Below are 16811 nucleotides of genomic sequence, written 5' to 3' on the forward strand. Positions count from 1 at the left end.
CCTGCGCCTCGTGTTTCATGACCGACGGCCTGCATGCGGTAGGCAGCGCGGTCTTCGCCGGAGCGTAGCGGCGAGCACCGCCTGCTTTTTGCGTTTTTCGGGCGGGCGTGCGACGGCATGTGCCGATGATGGCACGATCTTCTCTGGCGGCGATCGCCGCGGCGGTGGCGGTTCTGGGCGCGGCGGGGGCGGCCGTGTCGCGTCAGTCAGCGACGGCTCCGCAGGCCACTCGCACCAACGCGCCGCGTACGCCTGCTGCACCGCCTGCCGCTCAGGCTGTTCCCGCGGCCGACGCCGAATCGGGCGTGCCGGTCTATGCCGCTGATGTGGTGGCGCGCTTCCCGCATGATTCGGGGGCATTTACCGAGGGGCTGCTGTTCTGCGGCGGCGCGCTGTACGAAAGCACGGGTAAGGAAGGCGCGTCGGATATCCGACGGGTGACGCTCGACGATGGCAAGGTGGTGGCGCGCGCACGGCTGTCGCCCGACCTGTTCGGTGAAGGAATCGCCTGCTGGCAGAAGAACCTGGCCAGCGTGACGTGGAAGACGGGGATCGGATTCCGCTGGGCGCTGCCGCCGCTGACGCAGACGGGCAAGCCGTTCCGCTACACGGGCGAGGGCTGGGGCATGACCAGCGACGCAACGTCGATCCTGCTGTCCGACGGCACGCCGGTGCTGCGGCGGATGGACCCGGTGCGCTTCGCCGAGCGCGGGCGGATCGCGGTGACGCTCAACGGGCGGCCGCTGAAGAATCTGAACGAGCTGGAATATGTTGGCGGCAAGATCCTGGCCAATGTGTGGATGAGCGGGTTCATCGCGCGGATCGATCCGGCGAGCGGCAAGGTGGAGGCGCTGATCGACCTCAGGCCGCTGATCGCAGAGATCAACAATCCCGATCCCGACGCGGTGGCGAACGGCATCGCGTACGATGCGGCGCACGACCGCTTGTTCGTGACGGGGAAATATTGGCCGACGCTGTTCGAGATCAAGCTGGGCGACGAGGTCGGCCGGGCGCGGTAGAGGCCTTTTCTATCCGTCATCCCGGCCGTGAGCCGGGATCCCGCTTCTTCTTCTGCGGCGGTGGAAAGCGGGACCCCGGATCAAGTCCGGGGTGACGAGGGGGTGCTGGTTACCGGCCCGCCAGATAACGGGCGAGCGGGTCGATCATGTCTTCGGGGATGCGGCGGGCGATGACGGGCATGGTCGCGTGGCTCTTGCGCGCGTCGACCACGGTGTCGTCGCCGCGCCAGTGGCGCACGCGCTGCGCGATGTAGCTCGCACGCTGGCCGGCGAGGACGGGATAGGGTTTGCCGGGAGCGTGGCAGCTGGCGCAGGCGGGCAGTTGCTTCGCGGGCAGGCCCTGTTCGACGATGCGCGCCGCAGCGGCATTATTGGTGGGCGCGCGCGCGGCGCCTAGGCCGGGCATGGCGGCATAGGCGCGGGCGGCGGAGCGCATCTGTTCGGGCGTCATGCGCATCGCGACCTGCTGCATCACCGCGCTGGAGCGGGTGCCGTTGGCATAGCCTTGCAGCGCGGCGAGCAGCGCCGCCTGCGACTGGCCGCCGAGGATCGGCATGTCGGGCGCATTGCGACCGCGTCCGTCGCTGCCATGGCAGCCGGCGCATTGCGAGAGCGGCGCGGCGGGGTCCGCGGCGGCGACCAGCGCCTGATAGTGTGCGGGCGTCATGCCGGGCAGGCGGCGGACGAAGGCGACCATGCGGCGCACTTCGTCGGGGCGGTCCTGCACCGCCCAGGCGGGCATGCCGGTGTATTTGACGCCGTGCTGGAGGATCCAGAACAGCTGTTTGTCGGTCCATTCCTTCGCGTTGATCGCGAGGTCCGGCGCGGGCGGGGTGGCGGCCTGCATGACGGGCGAGGGCTTCACGCCGGGGGCGCCGTGGCAGACCGCGCAGGAATTGGCGAAATGGCCCGCGGCGCTGACGAGGCTGCGCGCGTCGGCGGGATCGTCGGGCGCGGTGAAGGCGGCATGCGTGCGCACCGAACTGCGCATCGCCCAGTGCAGGAACCAGTCGGTGATCTTCCAATGGCCCGACGAGGCGGCGAGGTTCATGATGCCCGACCAGGCGAACAGCATGCCGGCAGCGCCGAGCAGGATCGCGGCGAGGATGGAGCGCAACCAGGTGATGCGGATCGTCATGCGGGCGCTCCCTCGCGCGGCTGGAGCAGGCGGCCGAGCATCGCCAGCCCGCCAACGAGATAGGCGATGCCACCGACGAGCAGCATGACGACGCCGGCGAGTTGCTGGTCGGCGAGCGCGTCCGCTCCGTGATGCGTGTAGAGCGGTCGGGGCGCGAGGCCGATCAGCGCGCCGAGCAACGTCATGTGCATCGAGGTGACGAGCAACGCGGCGACGCCCGCGGCGCGGTGGCGGGGGGCGAGCACGGCGGACCAGAGCAGCAGCCCGGCGGCAAGGAACATCGCCTGTTCGATTCCAAGCCACAGCGGCGCGTGCGCGACGAGGCGGCGCAGCGCGGGGACGTGCCAGCCCCATACCACCACCGCCTCGACGAGTGCGGCGGCGAGTGGGGTGGCGAGGCGGGGGACCAGCGTTGCGGGGTCGTAGCGGCTGCCCTGTACTCCTAGCGCGATCAGCGGCGCGGCGATGGCGACGGCGATCATGTGCGCGGCCATATGGCCGGTCATGCCGAACGGGCTGAGCGCCCAGCCGACCGGCACGAGGGCAAGGCCGGCGAGCAGGGGCGCGCGGCTCATCGGCAATCGCTCAGCACGATGACGGGGGCGGCGGTGAAGATCACCGCGACGAAGCTCAGGCCTGCGAGCAGCATCGTCGCGTATGCGAGGAAGCGCAGGCGATCGATGTCGGTGCCTTCGTTGTGCGGCGGCGGATCGCCGGGCGTGCGCGATTGCTGCCAGGCGATCAGACCCGACGCGACGATGACCATGAGCGCCGCGATCGTGCCGATGGCGAAGGCGGTGGGGAAGCGCGCCCATTGCCCGAGTTTTGCGCAGGAGACGGCGGCCCAGAGGTAGGAGAAGAGGAAATGCACCGCCCAGGTGGTCGGGGGGACGATCAGCGTCCATAGCGTGACGCGCAAGCTGCGCGCGCGAGTGAGGAGGCGCTTCACAGCCCCGCCTCCGGGAACAGGCCGACCGTCAGATAGGTGACGAGCGCGGTGAGCGCGAAGAAATGCTGGTAGACGGTGATGTTGCGCAGGTCGGCGTCATGCGTGGGGGTCATCCTCCGCGCGAGGCTGCGCGCGAGCGTGTAGAGCTGCATGACGATGCCGACGCCGGCGTGGACGGCGGTCCAGATGATCAACACCCAGACGATCGCGGGATAGACGTTCGCCTTGGGGTCGAGGCCGTCGAGCGATCCCAGCGCCGCGACGATGCTGGCGAGCGCGGCGGCCGCGCCCGCGACGAGCGCCACGCGGGCGAGTGCCACGGCGCTGCGGTGGTTGAGCTCACGGGCGGCGACGGTGGCGGCCCAACTGGCGAGGCTCAGGCCCAGCGCCAACAGCGGCCCACTGGCGCCCGGCCCGGCGAAACCCGCGCCGAAATCGGGGTGAATCGTCCAGTAGAAATAATAGCCGAAGACGAGGCCCGAAAAGGCGGTGGCGTCGGCCATCATCGTGATGAACATCGCCCACCAGCCGGGCGCCGCGGGGCCGGAAATGTAGAGCGGCATCGTCATGCCGTGGCCGATCGGCTTTGCAGGCTTTTCGGGGATTTCGGCGGTGTCCCACAGCCACCAGAGCACGCAAGCGAGCGTGACGACGCCGCTGGCCGCTGCCGCCAGGTAGAGGTGGTAGGTGGTCAGGATGAACACCGCGCCCAGCGCGACGGCGGTGATCATCGGCTTTACGCTGGGCGTGCCGAGGCGGATGACCGAGACGGGCTTGGCATCGAGGACGGAGGTGATGATCGTCTCGCGCCGGCCCTCCTCGGCATCGGGCAGGAAGAAGCGGCCTTCGTCGACCTTCTGCACGAAGTTCTTCTGGTCCCAGATCGGGTAGCGGCTTTCGATCAGCGGGACCGAGCGGATGCCCCAATCCTCGTCGTCCGGGTGCGCCAGCCATTCGAGCGTGCCGGCGTTCCACGGGTTGCGGGGTGCTTTACGCCGCGTAGGCGACAGCGCGAGGTCGAGCACGAGTACCAGGACGCCGGTTGCGAACAGGTACGAGCCGGCCGTCGAGGCGAGGTTGAGCCAGCCGATATTGAGGTCGGCGGGGTAGGTGAAGACGCGGCGCGGCATGCCTTCCAGGCCCGAGAGGTGCATCGGGAAGAAGGTGAGGTTCACGCCGACGAACATGATCCAGAAGGCGATGCGGCCGAGGCGGTCGCTGAGCTTTTTGCCGGTGATGAGCGGCCAGTAATAATAGAGGCCCCCGAACAACGGCAGCAACGTCCCGCCGATCAGCACGTAATGGAGGTGCGCGACGACGAAATAGGTGTCGTGCGCCTGCCAGTCGAACGGTGCGATCGCGACCATCACGCCGGTCAGCCCGCCGATGACGAAGATCGCGAGGCTGCCGCTCGCGTAGAGCAAAGGCGTCGACCATTTCACCTTGCCCGCCCACAAGGTCGCGATGAACGCGAAGATCTGGACGCCGGTGGGGATCGCGACGGCTTCGGACGCGGCGGAAAAGAAGGCGAGGCTGATCTTGGGCAGGCCGGTCGCGAACATGTGGTGGACCCACAGGCCGAACGACAGGAAGGCGGTGCCCACCGCCGCCAGCACGATCCACGGATAGCCGAGCAGATGCCGCTGCGCGAAGGTGGGGATCAGCATCGCGAACAGGGCGATGCTGGGCAGGAAGACGATATAGACTTCGGGGTGGCCGAAGATCCAGAACAGGTGCTGCCAGAGCAAGGGGTCGCCGCCCTTGGCCGCATCGAAGAACGGCCAGCCGAGCAGTCGCTCCATTTCGAACAACAGGTCGCCTGCGATCAGCGGCGGGAAGGCGAACAGGATCATCACCGCGACGACCAGGATGTACCAGGCGTAGAGCGGCATCAGGTTGAGGCGCATGCCGGGCGGGCGGCACTTCAATACGCCGACGATCAGCTCGACCGCGGCGGCGACCGACGAGACTTCGATAAAGCTGAGGCCGAGCATCCAGATGTCGGCGCCGAGGCCGCTGAGGTCGGTGCGCGTCGTCAGCGGCGGGTACATGAACCAGCCGCCATCGGGTGCGGCATTGAAGAAGATCGACCCACCGACGAACACGCCGCCGAGCAGGAAGCTCCAGTATCCGAACGCCGACAGGCGCGGGAACGGCAGGTCGCGCGCGCCCAGCAGCTGGGGCAGCAGGATGATCGACACCGCCTCGAACATTGGGACGGCGAAGAGGAACATCATCATCGAGCCGTGCAGCGTGAACAGCTGGTTGAAGGTGTTCGCGCTGACGAGATCGTTGTCGGGCACCGCCAGCTGCGTGCGCATGATGAGCGCGAGCACACCGGCGAACAGCATGAAGCCGAAGGCGGTCAGCGTGTACCACACGCCGATGCGGTTGTTGTTGACGTCGGTCCAGCGGAAGAACCAGCCGGTGGGCGCCTTCCACACCGCGCGCAGGCGCTCTTCCTGGGCGGCGCGGAGCTGCGGGTCGTCTTGCGCGTGGAGGCTCATTTCAGGCCCTCGAGATAGCGGGCGATGGTGGTGGCCTCGGCTGGGGTGAGTTGCGGGAAGGCCGGCATGCGGACGCCGGGCTTGGTCTTTTCCGGATGGCGGATGAAGGCGGCGACGTTGGCGGTCGTCATCGGCAGGATGCCGGCGGCGAGCGTCGGGCGGCTGCCGAAATGGGTGAGGTCGGGGCCGATGCGGCCCGCCGGACCGGCGCCGCGGACGGTGTGGCAGGCGTTGCAGCCGTTCTGCGCGAACAAGCGGGCGCCGTCGCCCCGGGACGTGGCCGGGCGGCGTTGGTCGGCGAGCCAGGCGTCGAATGCCGCGGGCTCCATCGCGATGACGTCCAGCGCCATCAGCGCGTGGCTGAGGCCGCAGAATTCGGCGCACTGGCCGCGGTAACGCCCGGCCTTGTCGGCGCGCACGACCAATGTGTTGGTGCGGCCGGGAATCATGTCCATCTTGCCGGCGAGGCCGGGAATCCAGAAGCTGTGGACGACATCGGCCGCGGTCAGGCGGAAGGCGACGGTACGGCCGACGGGAATGCGGATTTCGTCGGCGGCCTCGATCGGGGGGCTGTCTGCGGGACGATAGGTGACGCGCCACCAGAATTGCTCGCCATCGACCGCGACGTGCAGATCGGCGGGCGCGATGGGGCGGGGGCGCATGAAGGGGAGCGAGTAGACGAGCAGGCCGAGCAGCAGAATTGTGGGGATGATGCCGCCGAGCCACAGGACGAGGCGCATGCCGCCGCGCAGGCCCAGCTCGCCTTCGGGCGCGCGCACCGCATGGCGCATCAGCAGTGCGAGCGCGCCGGCGATCACGACCGCGCCGGCGAGCATCAGCAGGAACAGGTGGCGGATGTCGGCGGCGTCGGCGCCGAACGGCGCGAGCGTCGACTGATGCGTGTTGCAGCCTGTCAGCAGGATGCAGCCGCCGGTAATGATGAAGCCCCTGATCCCCCGCATCGATGCCGAACGCTTCGGGGCCGAAACGGTTCGAGTTCAATCGTGTAAGGAAAGATTGCTGGGGGTGGGGGCCTCTTCTTCGTCATTCCCGCGGAGGCGGGAATCCAGACGCGCAGGTCTTCGATAGAGCCGCACCGTCAGAGGTTCTGGATTCCCGCCTGCGCGGGAATGACGGTGTGGGGGTGGCGAGGTTCCACATATCGGGCGGGCTGAATCGGCGGACGACGTCGTCGGAGCCGAGACGCAACGGCTTGACCCCTGCCGCCACGCGGTCGATGCGCCCCCGCCATGACCACACACACGCTCGGCCTCGATTTCGGCACCACCAATTCCGTCGCCGCGGTGGCGCGCGGAGGGCAGGCGGAACTGGTGACGCTCGACGCGCCCGATGGCGCCGACGCGGTATTCCGGTCGGCGCTGTGCTTCTGGGAGGACGAGCGCGGGCGCGGCGGCGTGCTGTCGGAGGCGGGGCCGTGGGCGATCCGCGAATATCTCGACTTTCCGCAAGGCAGCCGCTTCCTCCAGTCGTTCAAATCGGTGGCGGCGAATGCGAGCTTCGATACCGCGCCGGTGTTCGATCGGCGGATGCGCTTCGAGGAACTGGGCCAGCTGTTCGTCGCCAAGATGGCCGCGCGCGCGAAGGGGGCGATGGCACGCGCCGATCGCGTCGTGGTCGGCCGGCCGGTGACGTTCGCGGGCGCCAAGCCCGACGAGGCGCTGGCGAAGGCGCGCTACGATGCGGTGTTCGCGCAATTGGGCGCGGAGTTGCATTACGTCTACGAGCCGATGGGCGCGGCGTTCAGCTACGCCGAGCGGCTGGCGGACCCGGCGACGATCCTGGTCGCGGACTTCGGCGGCGGCACCAGCGACTTTTCGGTGGTGCGGATCGCCGCGCCGGGCGCAGGGCGGCGGTGCGAGCCGCTGGGCCATGCCGGCGTCGGGATCGCGGGTGACCGCTTCGACCGGCGGATCGTCGAGCATCTGGTGATGCCGATGCTGGGCAAGGGCGGCACCTATCGCTCGTTCGACAAGGTGCTGGAGATCCCGGGCGGCTATTTCGCCGACTTCGCCGATTGGTCGCGCCTCGCGCTGATGCGCAACCGCAAGACGCTGGCCGAGCTGGAGAAGCTGCGCCGCACCGCGACCGACCCGGAGGCGATCGGGCGGATGATCGCGGTGATCGAGGAGGAAGAGGGATACCACCTCTACGACGCAGTCGGGCGGTTGAAGCGCGCGCTGTCGGCGGCGGAGGCGGCGGAGTTCCGCTTCGAGGGCGCGGGGCTGAACATCGCGGCGGAGGTGCGGCGCGCCGATTTCGAGGCATGGATCGCGCCCGATGTCGCGCGGATCGATGCGGCGGTGGATCAGGCGCTGGTCGCAGCGGGTGTTGCGGCGGAGGGGATCGACCGGGTGTTCCTGACCGGCGGTACGTCGCTGACGCCGCGCATCCGGCGGTTGTTCGCCGAGCGGTTCGGCGAGGCGCGGCTGGCGACGGGCGGCGAGCTGACGTCGATCGCGCATGGCCTGGCGCTGATCGGGCAGCAGGAGGACGTGGGGGTTTGGGCGGTGTAATCCTCCCCAAGTCCTCCCCCGCTAGGGGAGGGGGACCGTTCGGCGTCAGCCGAATGGTGGAGGGGGAGGAAGCGGCGGATCACGTAACGAAGGACACCGTTGACCTCCCCCTCCGTCACCGCTTCGCGGCGCCACCTCCCCCTGGCGGGGGAGGAATTGGGGTGGCCGGGGTTGCCGCCCGCCTCATCCACGTTAGCATGCGGCAACATCCCTGCCGGAGATTTCCCGATGCGTCGTTCCGTTCTGCTGCTGTCCTCGATCGCGCTTCTGTCGGTGGGGGTGCAGGCCCAGACGCAGACGAACCCGAACCTGCCGCCGCCGGGCGGCGATATCCCGGCGAAGTTCGTGCTGCCGACCGCCGATCACGATTACATCAAGCGCGACGTGATGATCCCGATGCGCGACGGGGTGAAGCTGCACACCGTCATCGTCATCCCCAAGAATGCGACCAATGCGCCGATCGTGCTGACGCGCACGCCGTACAATGCCTCGGGCCGTGCCAACCGCAGCGATTCGCCATCGATGGTCAATGCGCTGCCGCTGTCGGACGAGATCTTTTCGAAGAACGGCTATATCCGCGTCTATCAGGACATCCGCGGCAAATACGGGTCGGAGGGCGACTATGTCGTGACGCGTCCCGTCATCGGTCCGCTGAACCCGACCAAGGTGGATCACACCACCGACGCTTATGACACGATCGAATGGCTGGTGAACAAGGCGAACCTGCCGCAGTCCAACGGGCGCGTCGGCATGATCGGGTCGAGCTACGAAGGCTTTACGGTCGTCATGGCGCTGCTCCATCCGCACCCGGCGCTGAAGGTCGCGGCGCCGGAAAGCCCGATGATCGACGGCTGGATGGGCGACGACTGGTTCCATTACGGCGCGTTCCGTCTCGCCAATATCGCCTGGATCGGCGGACAGACCGGCTACAAGAGCGGCGGGCCGCTGCCGCCGACCGGCGGGTGGGACGATTACGACAATTTCCGCACCGGTTCGGCGGGGGATTGGGCGAAGAAGTCGGGCTACGACCAGCTGCCTTATTGGAAGCGGATGTCGGACCATCCGGCCTATGACGCCTTCTGGCAGGGACAGGCGCTCGACAAGTTGCTCGCTGCCAACCCCTCCAACGTGCCGACGATCTGGGAACAGGGCCTGTGGGACCAGGAGGATATGTATGGCGCGATCACCAGCTGGGAAGCGCTGAAAGCCAAGGGGAAGACCGGCAACAACTTCCTCGTCATGGGGCCGTGGCGGCATAGCCAGATCAACCGCGAAGGCCGCAGCCTGGGGCCGTTCCAGTGGGATGGCGACACCGCGGCGCAGTTCCGCGAGCAGATGGTGCTGCCGCTGTTCGACCAGTATCTGAAGGACGGGCCGGCGGCGAACCTGCCGACTGCGGCGATCTACAACACCGGCGAGAATCATTGGGACCGGTTCGCCAACTGGCCGCTCGCCTGCGACAGCGGCTGCGCGTCGCCGCTGAAGCCGATGTACCTGCAGGCGAATGGCGGGCTGGGCTTCGACACCGCGGCGGCGGGGGGTGACAGCTATGTCTCCGATCCGTCCAAGCCCGTGCCGCACCTGCCGCGGCCGGTGAATTTCGACGACGGCCGCTGGGGCGACTGGCTGGTCAGCGACCAGCGCCATGCCGATGGGCGGCCCGACGTGATGACCTACATGACGCCGGTGCTGACCGAACCGATGCGCGTATCAGGCGCGCCGATCGCCGACCTGTATGCGACGACGACGGGGACGGACGGCGATTTCGTCGTGAAGGTGATCGACGTCTTGCCCGCGCAGAATGCGACCGATCCGAAGATGGGCGGATACGAGCTGCCGATCAGCCTCGACATCTTCCGCGGGCGGTATCGCGACAGCTTTGCCAAGCCCTCGGCGATCCCGGCGGGCAAGGTGCAGCATTACAGGTTCCGCCTGCCGACGGTGAACCATGTGTTCCAGCCGGGGCACCGCGTGATGGTGCAGGTGCAATCGAGCCTGTTCCCGCTCTACGACCGCAACCCGCAGACGTACGTGCCGAACATCTTCTTCGCCAAGCCGGGGGACTACAAGAAGGCGACGGTGACGATCGAGCGCGGTGGCAAGACGCCGAGCGCGGTGTTGCTGCCGGTGGTGCCGGTGGAGCAGGCGCAGGCGAAGTAATCCTTCGTCACCCCGGACGTGATCCGGGGTCTCGCTTTCTGCCGCCGGTGAAAGACGAAGCGGGACCCCGGCTCCTCGGCCGGGGCGGCGGGGTTGGTTAGAGGAGGGGCAGCGTCACGCGGAACGTGGTGGGGTGCGCCTCGATCAGCGTGATCGTGCCGCCGCCGGCTTCGAGCAGCGAGGCTGCGATGGGGAGGCCGAGGCCGGTGCCGCCCTGCCCGCGGCGCGTGGTGAAGAAGGGTTCGAACAGGCGCGCGGCGTCGGCGGGCGCTATGCCCGGGCCGTCGTCGCGGATGGTGAGGACGACCTGCGTCGCGGCGGCGGAAGCCTCGATCCGCATTGCGTGGGCGCCCGCTTGCCGCGCATTGTCGAACAGCGTCGCCAGCGCCGTTTCGATCGTCGTGGCGGGCAGCGCAACCGGCGGGATCGGGCCGGGTGTGACCTCGACCGCGAAGCTCGCCCCGCGCACCGCATCTGCCGCGCGGGCGATTACCCCGGCCGGATCGGCACAGGGCTCGCCGGGTGCGGTCATGTCGGCGCGGGCGAGGTCGAGCAGGCGCGTTGTCAGCAGCGTCAGACGCTGCGCATCGGCATCGACATTGGCGAGGAAGCGCGTGCGATCGGCCGCGGCCATGTCGGGATGGTCGTGCAGCAGCTCGATCGCGCCGCGGATGCCGGCGAGCGGCGTCTTGAATTCGTGGCTGACGGCGTAGGCGAAGTCGCGCAGGTAGCGGGAGCGATGCTCGATCGCGGCGGTCATCGCGGCGAAATCGGCGTAGAGGCCCTGGATCTCGATCGCGGCGGTGGGGGGCACCTCCGGCACGCTGCCGCGGCCGCTGGCGACGGCGCGGGTCGCTTGTCCGAGGCGTTCGATCGGGCGGGTGACGCCGCGCGAGATGAACCCGCTGATGACGATCAGCAGGCCGAAGATCGCAGCGATGCCGATCGCGATCTTGCCGCGATCCTCGTACAGGCCGCGGAACAGCGCGCGTGCCGTTCGCGACAGCAATAGCACGCCGACGACGCGGCCGTTCACGACGATCGGCCGCGCGTGATGGATGCGGATCGCGGCGGCGCGGCTGAGCCATTCGAAGCGATAGACCGCGCGATAGGCGCCGTTGCGGCGGAGCGTGGTGGCGGGCCGGCCGTGCAGTGCCGCGGCGACTTCGGGCAAGGTCGCGAGGCTGCCGCCGCCATTGACCAGGCTGCCGCCCCGATCGAGTAGGAGGATCGAGGCGAGCGTCGTCATCTGCGTCGCGCGCAACACGGGGGCGAGGGTGCGCGCGGCGGCGACCGCATCCGGGGCGGGCGCGGGCGCGGGCGTCGGGTCGGGGCGTTCGGGCAGGATCGGGGTGAGGCTGAGGTCGACGCCATATCCGGGCACGACGATGCGGGTCGGATAGAGCGGCGTGCCCGGTGTCGCGCCCGGCCAGTCGGCGGCGGCGGCGGCAGAGAGCGCGGCGCCCTGCGCGACCAGCTCCGCTTCGGTCTGGCGGACGAGCGTGTTTTCGTAGACGCGCAGGAACACCGCGCCGAAGCCGGGCAGCGCCGCAACGACGAACAGCGTCGCGAACAGGATCGTGCGCAACCGCAGGCGCGGCCAGTGGCGCTTCGCCCAGTCCTTCAGCGCGGTGATCACGCGCCCGTGCAGGGGCCGAGGCGGTAACCGATGCCGGCGCGCGTTTCGATCAGGTCGGCGGCGCCTATCCCCGCGAACTTGTGGCGCAGGTTGCGGATGTGGCTGTCGATCGTGCGGTCGGTGATTGCGAAGCCGGGGCCGTGCAACCGGTCGATGATCGCGTCGCGGCTGAAGACCTTGGCAGGCATCGAGGCGAGCAGGCGCAGGATCGAAAATTCGGTGACGGTCAGCGCGACCTCCGCGCCGTCCCAGGCGGCGCACCAGCCGTCGAGGTCGAGGGTCAGCCGGCCGTGGGCGAGCGCGCGGCCCTCCTCGACCTGCGGCGGGCGGGCGGCGGTGCGGCGCAGGATCGCCATGACGCGCGCGACGACTTCGCGCGGGGAGAAGGGCTTGACGACATAATCGTCGGCGCCGAGTTCGATGCCGAGCACGCGGTCGATCTCATCGTCGCGGCTGGACAGGAACAGGATCGGCGTGTCGCTGTCCGCACGCAGACGGCGGCAGACCTCCAGCCCGTCCATGCGCGGCATGTTGATGTCGAGGATGACGAGGTCGGGCCGCTGCGCCTGCGCCATCGCGAGACCCGCCTCGCCGTCCGCCGCCTCGACCGGTGACAGGCCGGCCTTGTCGAGCGCGAAGGCGAGCAGCTGGCGGATATGGGGATCGTCGTCGACGATCAGCACGGTGCGGGGCATCGGGCACAGGATCATCGTTGCGGGGCCTTCGTCAATGGGGCGGGTGCCGGCGCTGGCTCGGGCGGTGGCGCGATGATGCCGCACCGGCGGCCGTTCGGCGCGGGGCGAAGGCGCGGCGGCGTGGCGCCCATCATCGCCTCGAGGCGGGCGAGGCGGCGGGCGCCACGCCATGTCCAGTCGCGCGGGGTGTCCTGCCCCACGAGAATCTGCTGGGCTTGCCAACGGAGCGAGGCGATGGCGTCGCGGGCGACGGGATCGTGGGTTGCCTGCTCGAGCCGGGCGAGGGGCAGGATCGCGGACGGGCCGAGCGTGTCGAGGTAGCACAGGTCGAGGTCGGCGAGCGGCGTGTGGCGGCGGATCGCCATGTCGACATTCCAGGCGGCGGCGGTGGCGCGCAGGTCGACGAGGGTGCAGCCGGTCAGCACGACCGCGGCGGCGAGCGCGTTGGCGTTGACGAGCCATGCGCTCGATCGGCCGGCGAGCAGCCGCCACAGGATCAGCATGAGGCCGGTTGCGACCAGCGCCATCCAGATCAGCGCGGACAGGCGCAGTACCGTCATCGAATAGGCATCGACATAATCGAGCGTGCGCAATGCGCTGGACGCGACCAGCAGCACATTCTGGACGATCCACAATGTCACCAGCCGGCGTACCGCAGGGCTCGCCGCACCGGGGCTGCCCGGGCGGAGCGTCACCAGCACGAACAGCCCGGCGAGCAGCGCGGTGACGATCAGCGCATAGGCGCCGCGATGGGCATAGTCCGCCATCGTCACGCCGGCGGGCAGGCGTGCGCCGCTCCACAGGAAGGCGAGGTCCAGCGCGTTCTGGAGCGCGAAGATCGTGTTGAAGGTGGCGAGCGACAGGATCAGAGTCGCGCTGCCCACTTGCGGCAGTGCGACCGCGGGCAGCGCTCCGTCCCAGCCGGTGCCGCGCGGATCGGGGCGCAGCGTCGCCCACACCGGCAGCAGCACGACGATCGCGATGACGCCGCGGAACAGGAAGACGCTGATATCGGGCAGCACCATGCCGGCGAAGGTCGATTCGATCAGTGGATTGGCCTGGGCGAACAGCGTCAGGAACAGCGCGCCGCCGGCGATCGGCAGGGCCAGCATGGAGGCGACGGCGCCAAGGCGAAGGCCGGGGCCGGCACGCCGTCCCCGCGCGCGGGCGGTCAGGCCGAGGTCGCGGATCGGCAGCAGCAGCGCGGTCAGCCCGGCCCAGGCAAGGCGCAGGCCCCAGGCGATCGCGGTGTCGAACCGTCGCCGGGGCAATAATGCGGCGAGCACGATCGCGACGAGGAACAGCAGCACGGCGAGCTCGCTGGGATCGTCAAACAATGCGGCGACGAACAGCGTGGCGGCGGCAAGCGCGACCTGCGCCGCGCGATTGCGGCGGACGGCCGGCCGGGTCGCGGCCAGTGCGACGATCCAGGCGAGTGCGGCGGTCCACAAGAAGGCGGGCGCATGGTCGATCAGCACTTCGACGAGGCAGATCACGGCGGCGGTCGCCGCGATCTTGGCGGACAGGGTGGAGAGGCGGTGCGGCATGCGGGCATCCTGTGCGAGGGGCGCGGCAGGGATGGCGGGCAGGCGTCGAGGTGCGATGGCGCGGATGGTGCTGAGGCGGTGTGCGGGCCGTGCAGATCCGGTGCAGGCGTCGATCGACCGCCCTACGGCCGTTCGCGCTGAGCCTGTCGCAGCGCTGCTGTTCGCAAGCGCGCCGCCCGTCGCGTTCCGCCCTTCGACAGGCTCAGGGCGAAGGGGGGTGAAACGGATTGCGTCAGGCCTGATCCCTGGCCCGCTTCGCCGAGCCGTCGCGCAGCGCCCATCGCAATACCGACCCGACGCCCGCCATGCCGGCGCGGACCATCGGGCGGCGGCCGGGTGGCGGCGTGAGGTCGTGGAGCGTCACGGCCCAGCGCGGCAGCAGGTCGATGCCCGCGGCCATCAACAGCCTTTGCGCGGAGGCGAGCGCGGGCACCGCGACGGGCTGGTCGAGCAGGGCGCGGGCAACCTCGCGCGTGCGATGGTCGGCGCGCAGGCGCGGGCGGATCGCAGTAAAATACGCGTCCACCTCGGCGCGGCTGCGCGGGACGTCGCGCGCGCCGAGCGCTTCGGCGACGCGGGCATATTCGGCGAGATAGCGGTCCTGCTCCGCCGCGGGATAGTCCGGGTCGCGGTAGCGGCGGTGCGCGGCGAGGAAGCTCGCGACCTCGGCGACATGGACGAAGGTGAGCAGCTCGGGATCGTTCGCGCTATACGGCGTGCCGTCGGGCAGCGTGCCCGCGACGGAATCGTGGATGCGACGGACGCGGGCGATCATCCGCTCCGCCGTCTCGGTCGAGCCATAGGTCGTCGCGGAGATGAATTGCGCGGTGCGGCGCAGCCGGCCGAGCATGTCGGCGCGGAAGTTGGAATGGTCCCACACGCCCGCCAAGGCGCCGGGGTGCAGCATTTGGAGCAGCAGCGCGGCGACGCCGCCCGCCATCATCGCGGTGAAGTCGCCATGCACCACCCAGGCGGCCGAGCCGGGACCGAACAGGCCGTCGTCGCCGGGCGGGCGGGTGAGATCGACGGTGCCGTCGTCGAAGCCGACGAGCCGATGCACTTCGCGCTGGATCGCGCCGCGCAGATCGCTCATGCTGCTGTCCGTCAATCTCATGCACGTCCAACCGGTTGAGGGGTACAAAAGATGCGGCTGATCGTATCGATGATCGCAGGCCTCGCGATGACCACCGCCGTCGTGGCGCAGGAAAAGGCTGCGCCGGCGGGCAGCGCGATCGGCCGGGCGCTCGCCGATCCCGCGCGCGCCGACCAGTCGGGGGACGATGCGCGGCGCCAGGCGGCGGCGGTGCTCGCCTTTTCGGGTGTGAAGCCGGGCGACGTCGTCATCGATTATCTGCCGGGTGCCGGATATTGGACGCGCATCTTTTCCGGCATCGTCGGGCCGAAGGGCAAGGTCTATGCGCTGTGGCCGGCGGCGGGGGCGAAATATGCCGCGAAGACGCTGCCTGCCTTGCAGGCGCGCGGCCTGCCCAACGTGACCGCCGAGGTGCAGCCGACCAACCTGCCGACCGTGCCGCAGCCCGTCGACGTGTTCTGGACGGTGCAGAATTATCACGACATTCCCAATAACGGTGCCGGCGAACCCGCACTGCGCGCGTTCGACGCGGCGGTGTTCAAGCTGCTGAAAAAGGGCGGCACCTATGTCGTCATCGACCATGCCGATGCGCCCGGCACCGGCCTGTCGGGCACCGCGACGCGGCACCGCATCGATCCCGCGGTGGTGCGCCAGCAAATCGAATCGACGGGCTTCCGCTATGTCGGGTCGAGCAACGTGCTCGCCAATCCCGCGGACGATCACACGAAGAACGTCTTCGATCCGGCGATCCGTGGCAAGACCGATCAGTTCGTGATGAAGTTCCGAAAGCCCTGAGGGGCGACGCGTCTATCGATCGATTCGTGCTTGGCCTGTCGAAGCACAGCCATTCACGTGCGGTGCGGGTGTGATGACGCGCCCTTCGACAGGCTTAGGGCGAACGGTGGGCGGATAGGCGGCGATATGTCACCGCGCCCACGAACCTCTCGGTCGCATGCGGCGTTGGGCGCTGCATCTGACCGGGAGAATGCGTGTGTCGTCACTTGCCAACAGCCTGCCCAAGACCCTGCTTGCCGGCGTCGCCGGGGGGATCGTCGCCAGCCTGGCGATGGACCTGTTTCAAAAGGGCGTCGCCGCGGTGGTCGATATGGGCGGCAGCAACGACGATCCCGCGACGGTGAAGGCAGCGGACAGCGTCAGCGAGGCGGTGACGGGCGAGCCGGTGACGCAGAAGCGCCGCGAGAGCGCGGGGGTGCTGGTGCATTACGTGACCGGCGCGGCGCTTGGCGCGGGCTATGCGCTGGCGGCGCGGGTGTGGCCGGAAACGACGGCGGGGTTCGGCACGGCGTTTGACGTCGGCGTCGCGACGCTGCTGGCCGATGTGGCGGTGCCTGCGTTCGGCTGGGGACCATCGGCCACCGATACGTCGCCGGCGATCCATGCGTACGGGCTGGCGAGCCATGTCGTGTTCGGGGCGGCGCTGGAGGGAACGCGGCGGTTCGTGGAGGCGGTGGATTGAGGCGGGATTAACGCCTCTGACTCAGCGTCACCCCGGACGTGGTCAGGGGTGAC

14 protein-coding genes are annotated in these 16811 nt (G+C 69.3%); 5 read left to right on the plus strand and 9 right to left on the minus strand.

Going from position 1 to position 16811, the window contains the following annotated elements; translation table 11 throughout:
* The first annotated feature begins 125 nt into the window (after positions 1–125).
* A complete protein-coding gene (locus ACP690_RS11495) occupies positions 126–1019 on the plus strand; it encodes a glutaminyl-peptide cyclotransferase (RefSeq protein WP_426261210.1) in 894 nt (297 codons plus the stop codon).
* Positions 1020–1128: 109 nt separating this feature from the next.
* Here the strand turns inward: ACP690_RS11495 and ACP690_RS11500 are convergent, their stop codons facing one another.
* The 5 genes from ACP690_RS11500 to ACP690_RS11520 are packed head-to-tail and all read right to left on the minus strand — an operon-like array spanning position 1129 to position 6575.
* A complete protein-coding gene (locus ACP690_RS11500) occupies positions 1129–2157 on the minus strand; it encodes a c-type cytochrome (RefSeq protein ID WP_426261209.1) in 1029 nt (342 codons plus the stop codon).
* A complete protein-coding gene (locus ACP690_RS11505) occupies positions 2154–2732 on the minus strand; it encodes a cytochrome c oxidase assembly protein (RefSeq protein WP_426261208.1) in 579 nt (192 codons plus the stop codon). The genes ACP690_RS11500 and ACP690_RS11505 overlap by 4 nt, the downstream gene beginning before the upstream one ends.
* Positions 2729–3106 (minus strand): hypothetical protein, encoded by a 378-nt coding sequence (locus ACP690_RS11510; RefSeq protein ID WP_426261207.1) that lies wholly within the window; start codon positions 3104–3106, stop codon positions 2729–2731. Before ACP690_RS11510 ends, ACP690_RS11505 begins: the two co-directional genes overlap by 4 nt.
* On the minus strand, positions 3103–5613 hold the full coding sequence (gene ctaD, locus ACP690_RS11515) for a cytochrome c oxidase subunit I (protein WP_426261206.1): 2511 nt from the start codon (positions 5611–5613) through the stop codon (positions 3103–3105). The genes ACP690_RS11510 and ctaD overlap by 4 nt, the downstream gene beginning before the upstream one ends.
* The gene (locus tag ACP690_RS11520) at positions 5610–6575 is read right to left on the minus strand and encodes a cytochrome c oxidase subunit II (RefSeq protein WP_426261205.1); all 966 of its coding nucleotides are present in this window, start codon (positions 6573–6575) and stop codon (positions 5610–5612) included. The genes ctaD and ACP690_RS11520 overlap by 4 nt, the downstream gene beginning before the upstream one ends.
* A 288-nt stretch (positions 6576–6863) precedes the next feature.
* Here ACP690_RS11520 and ACP690_RS11525 point away from each other — a divergent pair, with 288 nt between their 5' ends.
* Both ACP690_RS11525 and ACP690_RS11530 read left to right on the plus strand, forming a co-directional pair.
* On the plus strand, positions 6864–8147 hold the full coding sequence (locus ACP690_RS11525) for an Hsp70 family protein (protein WP_426261204.1): 1284 nt from the start codon (positions 6864–6866) through the stop codon (positions 8145–8147).
* A gap of 228 nt (positions 8148–8375) precedes the next feature.
* On the plus strand, positions 8376–10307 hold the full coding sequence (locus ACP690_RS11530; RefSeq protein ID WP_426261203.1) for a CocE/NonD family hydrolase: 1932 nt from the start codon (positions 8376–8378) through the stop codon (positions 10305–10307).
* A gap of 97 nt (positions 10308–10404) precedes the next feature.
* Here ACP690_RS11530 and ACP690_RS11535 read toward each other — a convergent pair whose 3' ends face one another.
* From ACP690_RS11535 to ACP690_RS11550, 4 genes are all read right to left on the minus strand, one after another.
* Positions 10405–11946 carry a HAMP domain-containing sensor histidine kinase gene (locus ACP690_RS11535; protein WP_426261202.1) on the minus strand — a complete coding sequence of 514 codons (1542 nt, stop codon included), beginning with the start codon at positions 11944–11946 and terminating at the stop codon, positions 10405–10407.
* Positions 11943–12656: a response regulator transcription factor gene (locus tag ACP690_RS11540; RefSeq protein WP_426261201.1), complete on the minus strand. Its 714-nt coding sequence runs from the start codon at positions 12654–12656 to the stop codon at positions 11943–11945. Before ACP690_RS11540 ends, ACP690_RS11535 begins: the two co-directional genes overlap by 4 nt.
* Positions 12653–14188 carry a DUF4153 domain-containing protein gene (locus ACP690_RS11545; protein WP_426261200.1) on the minus strand — a complete coding sequence of 512 codons (1536 nt, stop codon included), beginning with the start codon at positions 14186–14188 and terminating at the stop codon, positions 12653–12655. Before ACP690_RS11545 ends, ACP690_RS11540 begins: the two co-directional genes overlap by 4 nt.
* 232 nt (positions 14189–14420) lie before the next feature.
* On the minus strand, positions 14421–15281 hold the full coding sequence (locus ACP690_RS11550) for an oxygenase MpaB family protein (RefSeq protein ID WP_426261199.1): 861 nt from the start codon (positions 15279–15281) through the stop codon (positions 14421–14423).
* Positions 15282–15332: 51 nt separating this feature from the next.
* Here ACP690_RS11550 and ACP690_RS11555 point away from each other — a divergent pair, with 51 nt between their 5' ends.
* Together ACP690_RS11555 and ACP690_RS11560 are read left to right on the plus strand one after the other, a co-directional pair.
* Positions 15333–16076, plus strand: a complete 744-nt coding sequence (locus ACP690_RS11555) for a class I SAM-dependent methyltransferase (protein WP_426261198.1) — start codon at positions 15333–15335, stop codon at positions 16074–16076.
* A gap of 190 nt (positions 16077–16266) precedes the next feature.
* Positions 16267–16758, plus strand: coding sequence for a DUF1440 domain-containing protein (locus tag ACP690_RS11560; protein ID WP_426261197.1), 492 nt, complete (start codon positions 16267–16269; stop codon positions 16756–16758).
* Positions 16759–16811 lie beyond the last annotated feature (53 nt).

The organism is Sphingomonas sp. DC4900 (assembly GCF_049896485.1).
In the GTDB taxonomy this organism is placed as follows: domain Bacteria; phylum Pseudomonadota; class Alphaproteobacteria; order Sphingomonadales; family Sphingomonadaceae; genus Sphingomonas; species Sphingomonas aquatilis.

Coding starts and splice junctions, on each gene's coding strand:
- ACP690_RS11495 (WP_426261210.1), top strand. CDS start 126: ATGATGGCACGATCTTCTCTGGCGGCGATCGCCGCGGCGGTGGCGGTT.
- ACP690_RS11540 (WP_426261201.1), bottom strand. CDS start 12,656: ATGATCCTGTGCCCGATGCCCCGCACCGTGCTGATCGTCGACGACGAT.
- ACP690_RS11530 (WP_426261203.1), top strand. CDS start 8,376: ATGCGTCGTTCCGTTCTGCTGCTGTCCTCGATCGCGCTTCTGTCGGTG.
- ACP690_RS11545 (WP_426261200.1), bottom strand. CDS start 14,188: ATGCCGCACCGCCTCTCCACCCTGTCCGCCAAGATCGCGGCGACCGCC.
- ACP690_RS11560 (WP_426261197.1), top strand. CDS start 16,267: ATGCGTGTGTCGTCACTTGCCAACAGCCTGCCCAAGACCCTGCTTGCC.
- ACP690_RS11520 (WP_426261205.1), bottom strand. CDS start 6,575: ATGCGGGGGATCAGGGGCTTCATCATTACCGGCGGCTGCATCCTGCTG.
- ACP690_RS11505 (WP_426261208.1), bottom strand. CDS start 2,732: ATGAGCCGCGCGCCCCTGCTCGCCGGCCTTGCCCTCGTGCCGGTCGGC.
- ACP690_RS11550 (WP_426261199.1), bottom strand. CDS start 15,281: ATGAGCGATCTGCGCGGCGCGATCCAGCGCGAAGTGCATCGGCTCGTC.
- ACP690_RS11525 (WP_426261204.1), top strand. CDS start 6,864: ATGACCACACACACGCTCGGCCTCGATTTCGGCACCACCAATTCCGTC.
- ACP690_RS11555 (WP_426261198.1), top strand. CDS start 15,333: ATGCGGCTGATCGTATCGATGATCGCAGGCCTCGCGATGACCACCGCC.
- ctaD (WP_426261206.1), bottom strand. CDS start 5,613: ATGAGCCTCCACGCGCAAGACGACCCGCAGCTCCGCGCCGCCCAGGAA.
- ACP690_RS11500 (WP_426261209.1), bottom strand. CDS start 2,157: ATGACGATCCGCATCACCTGGTTGCGCTCCATCCTCGCCGCGATCCTG.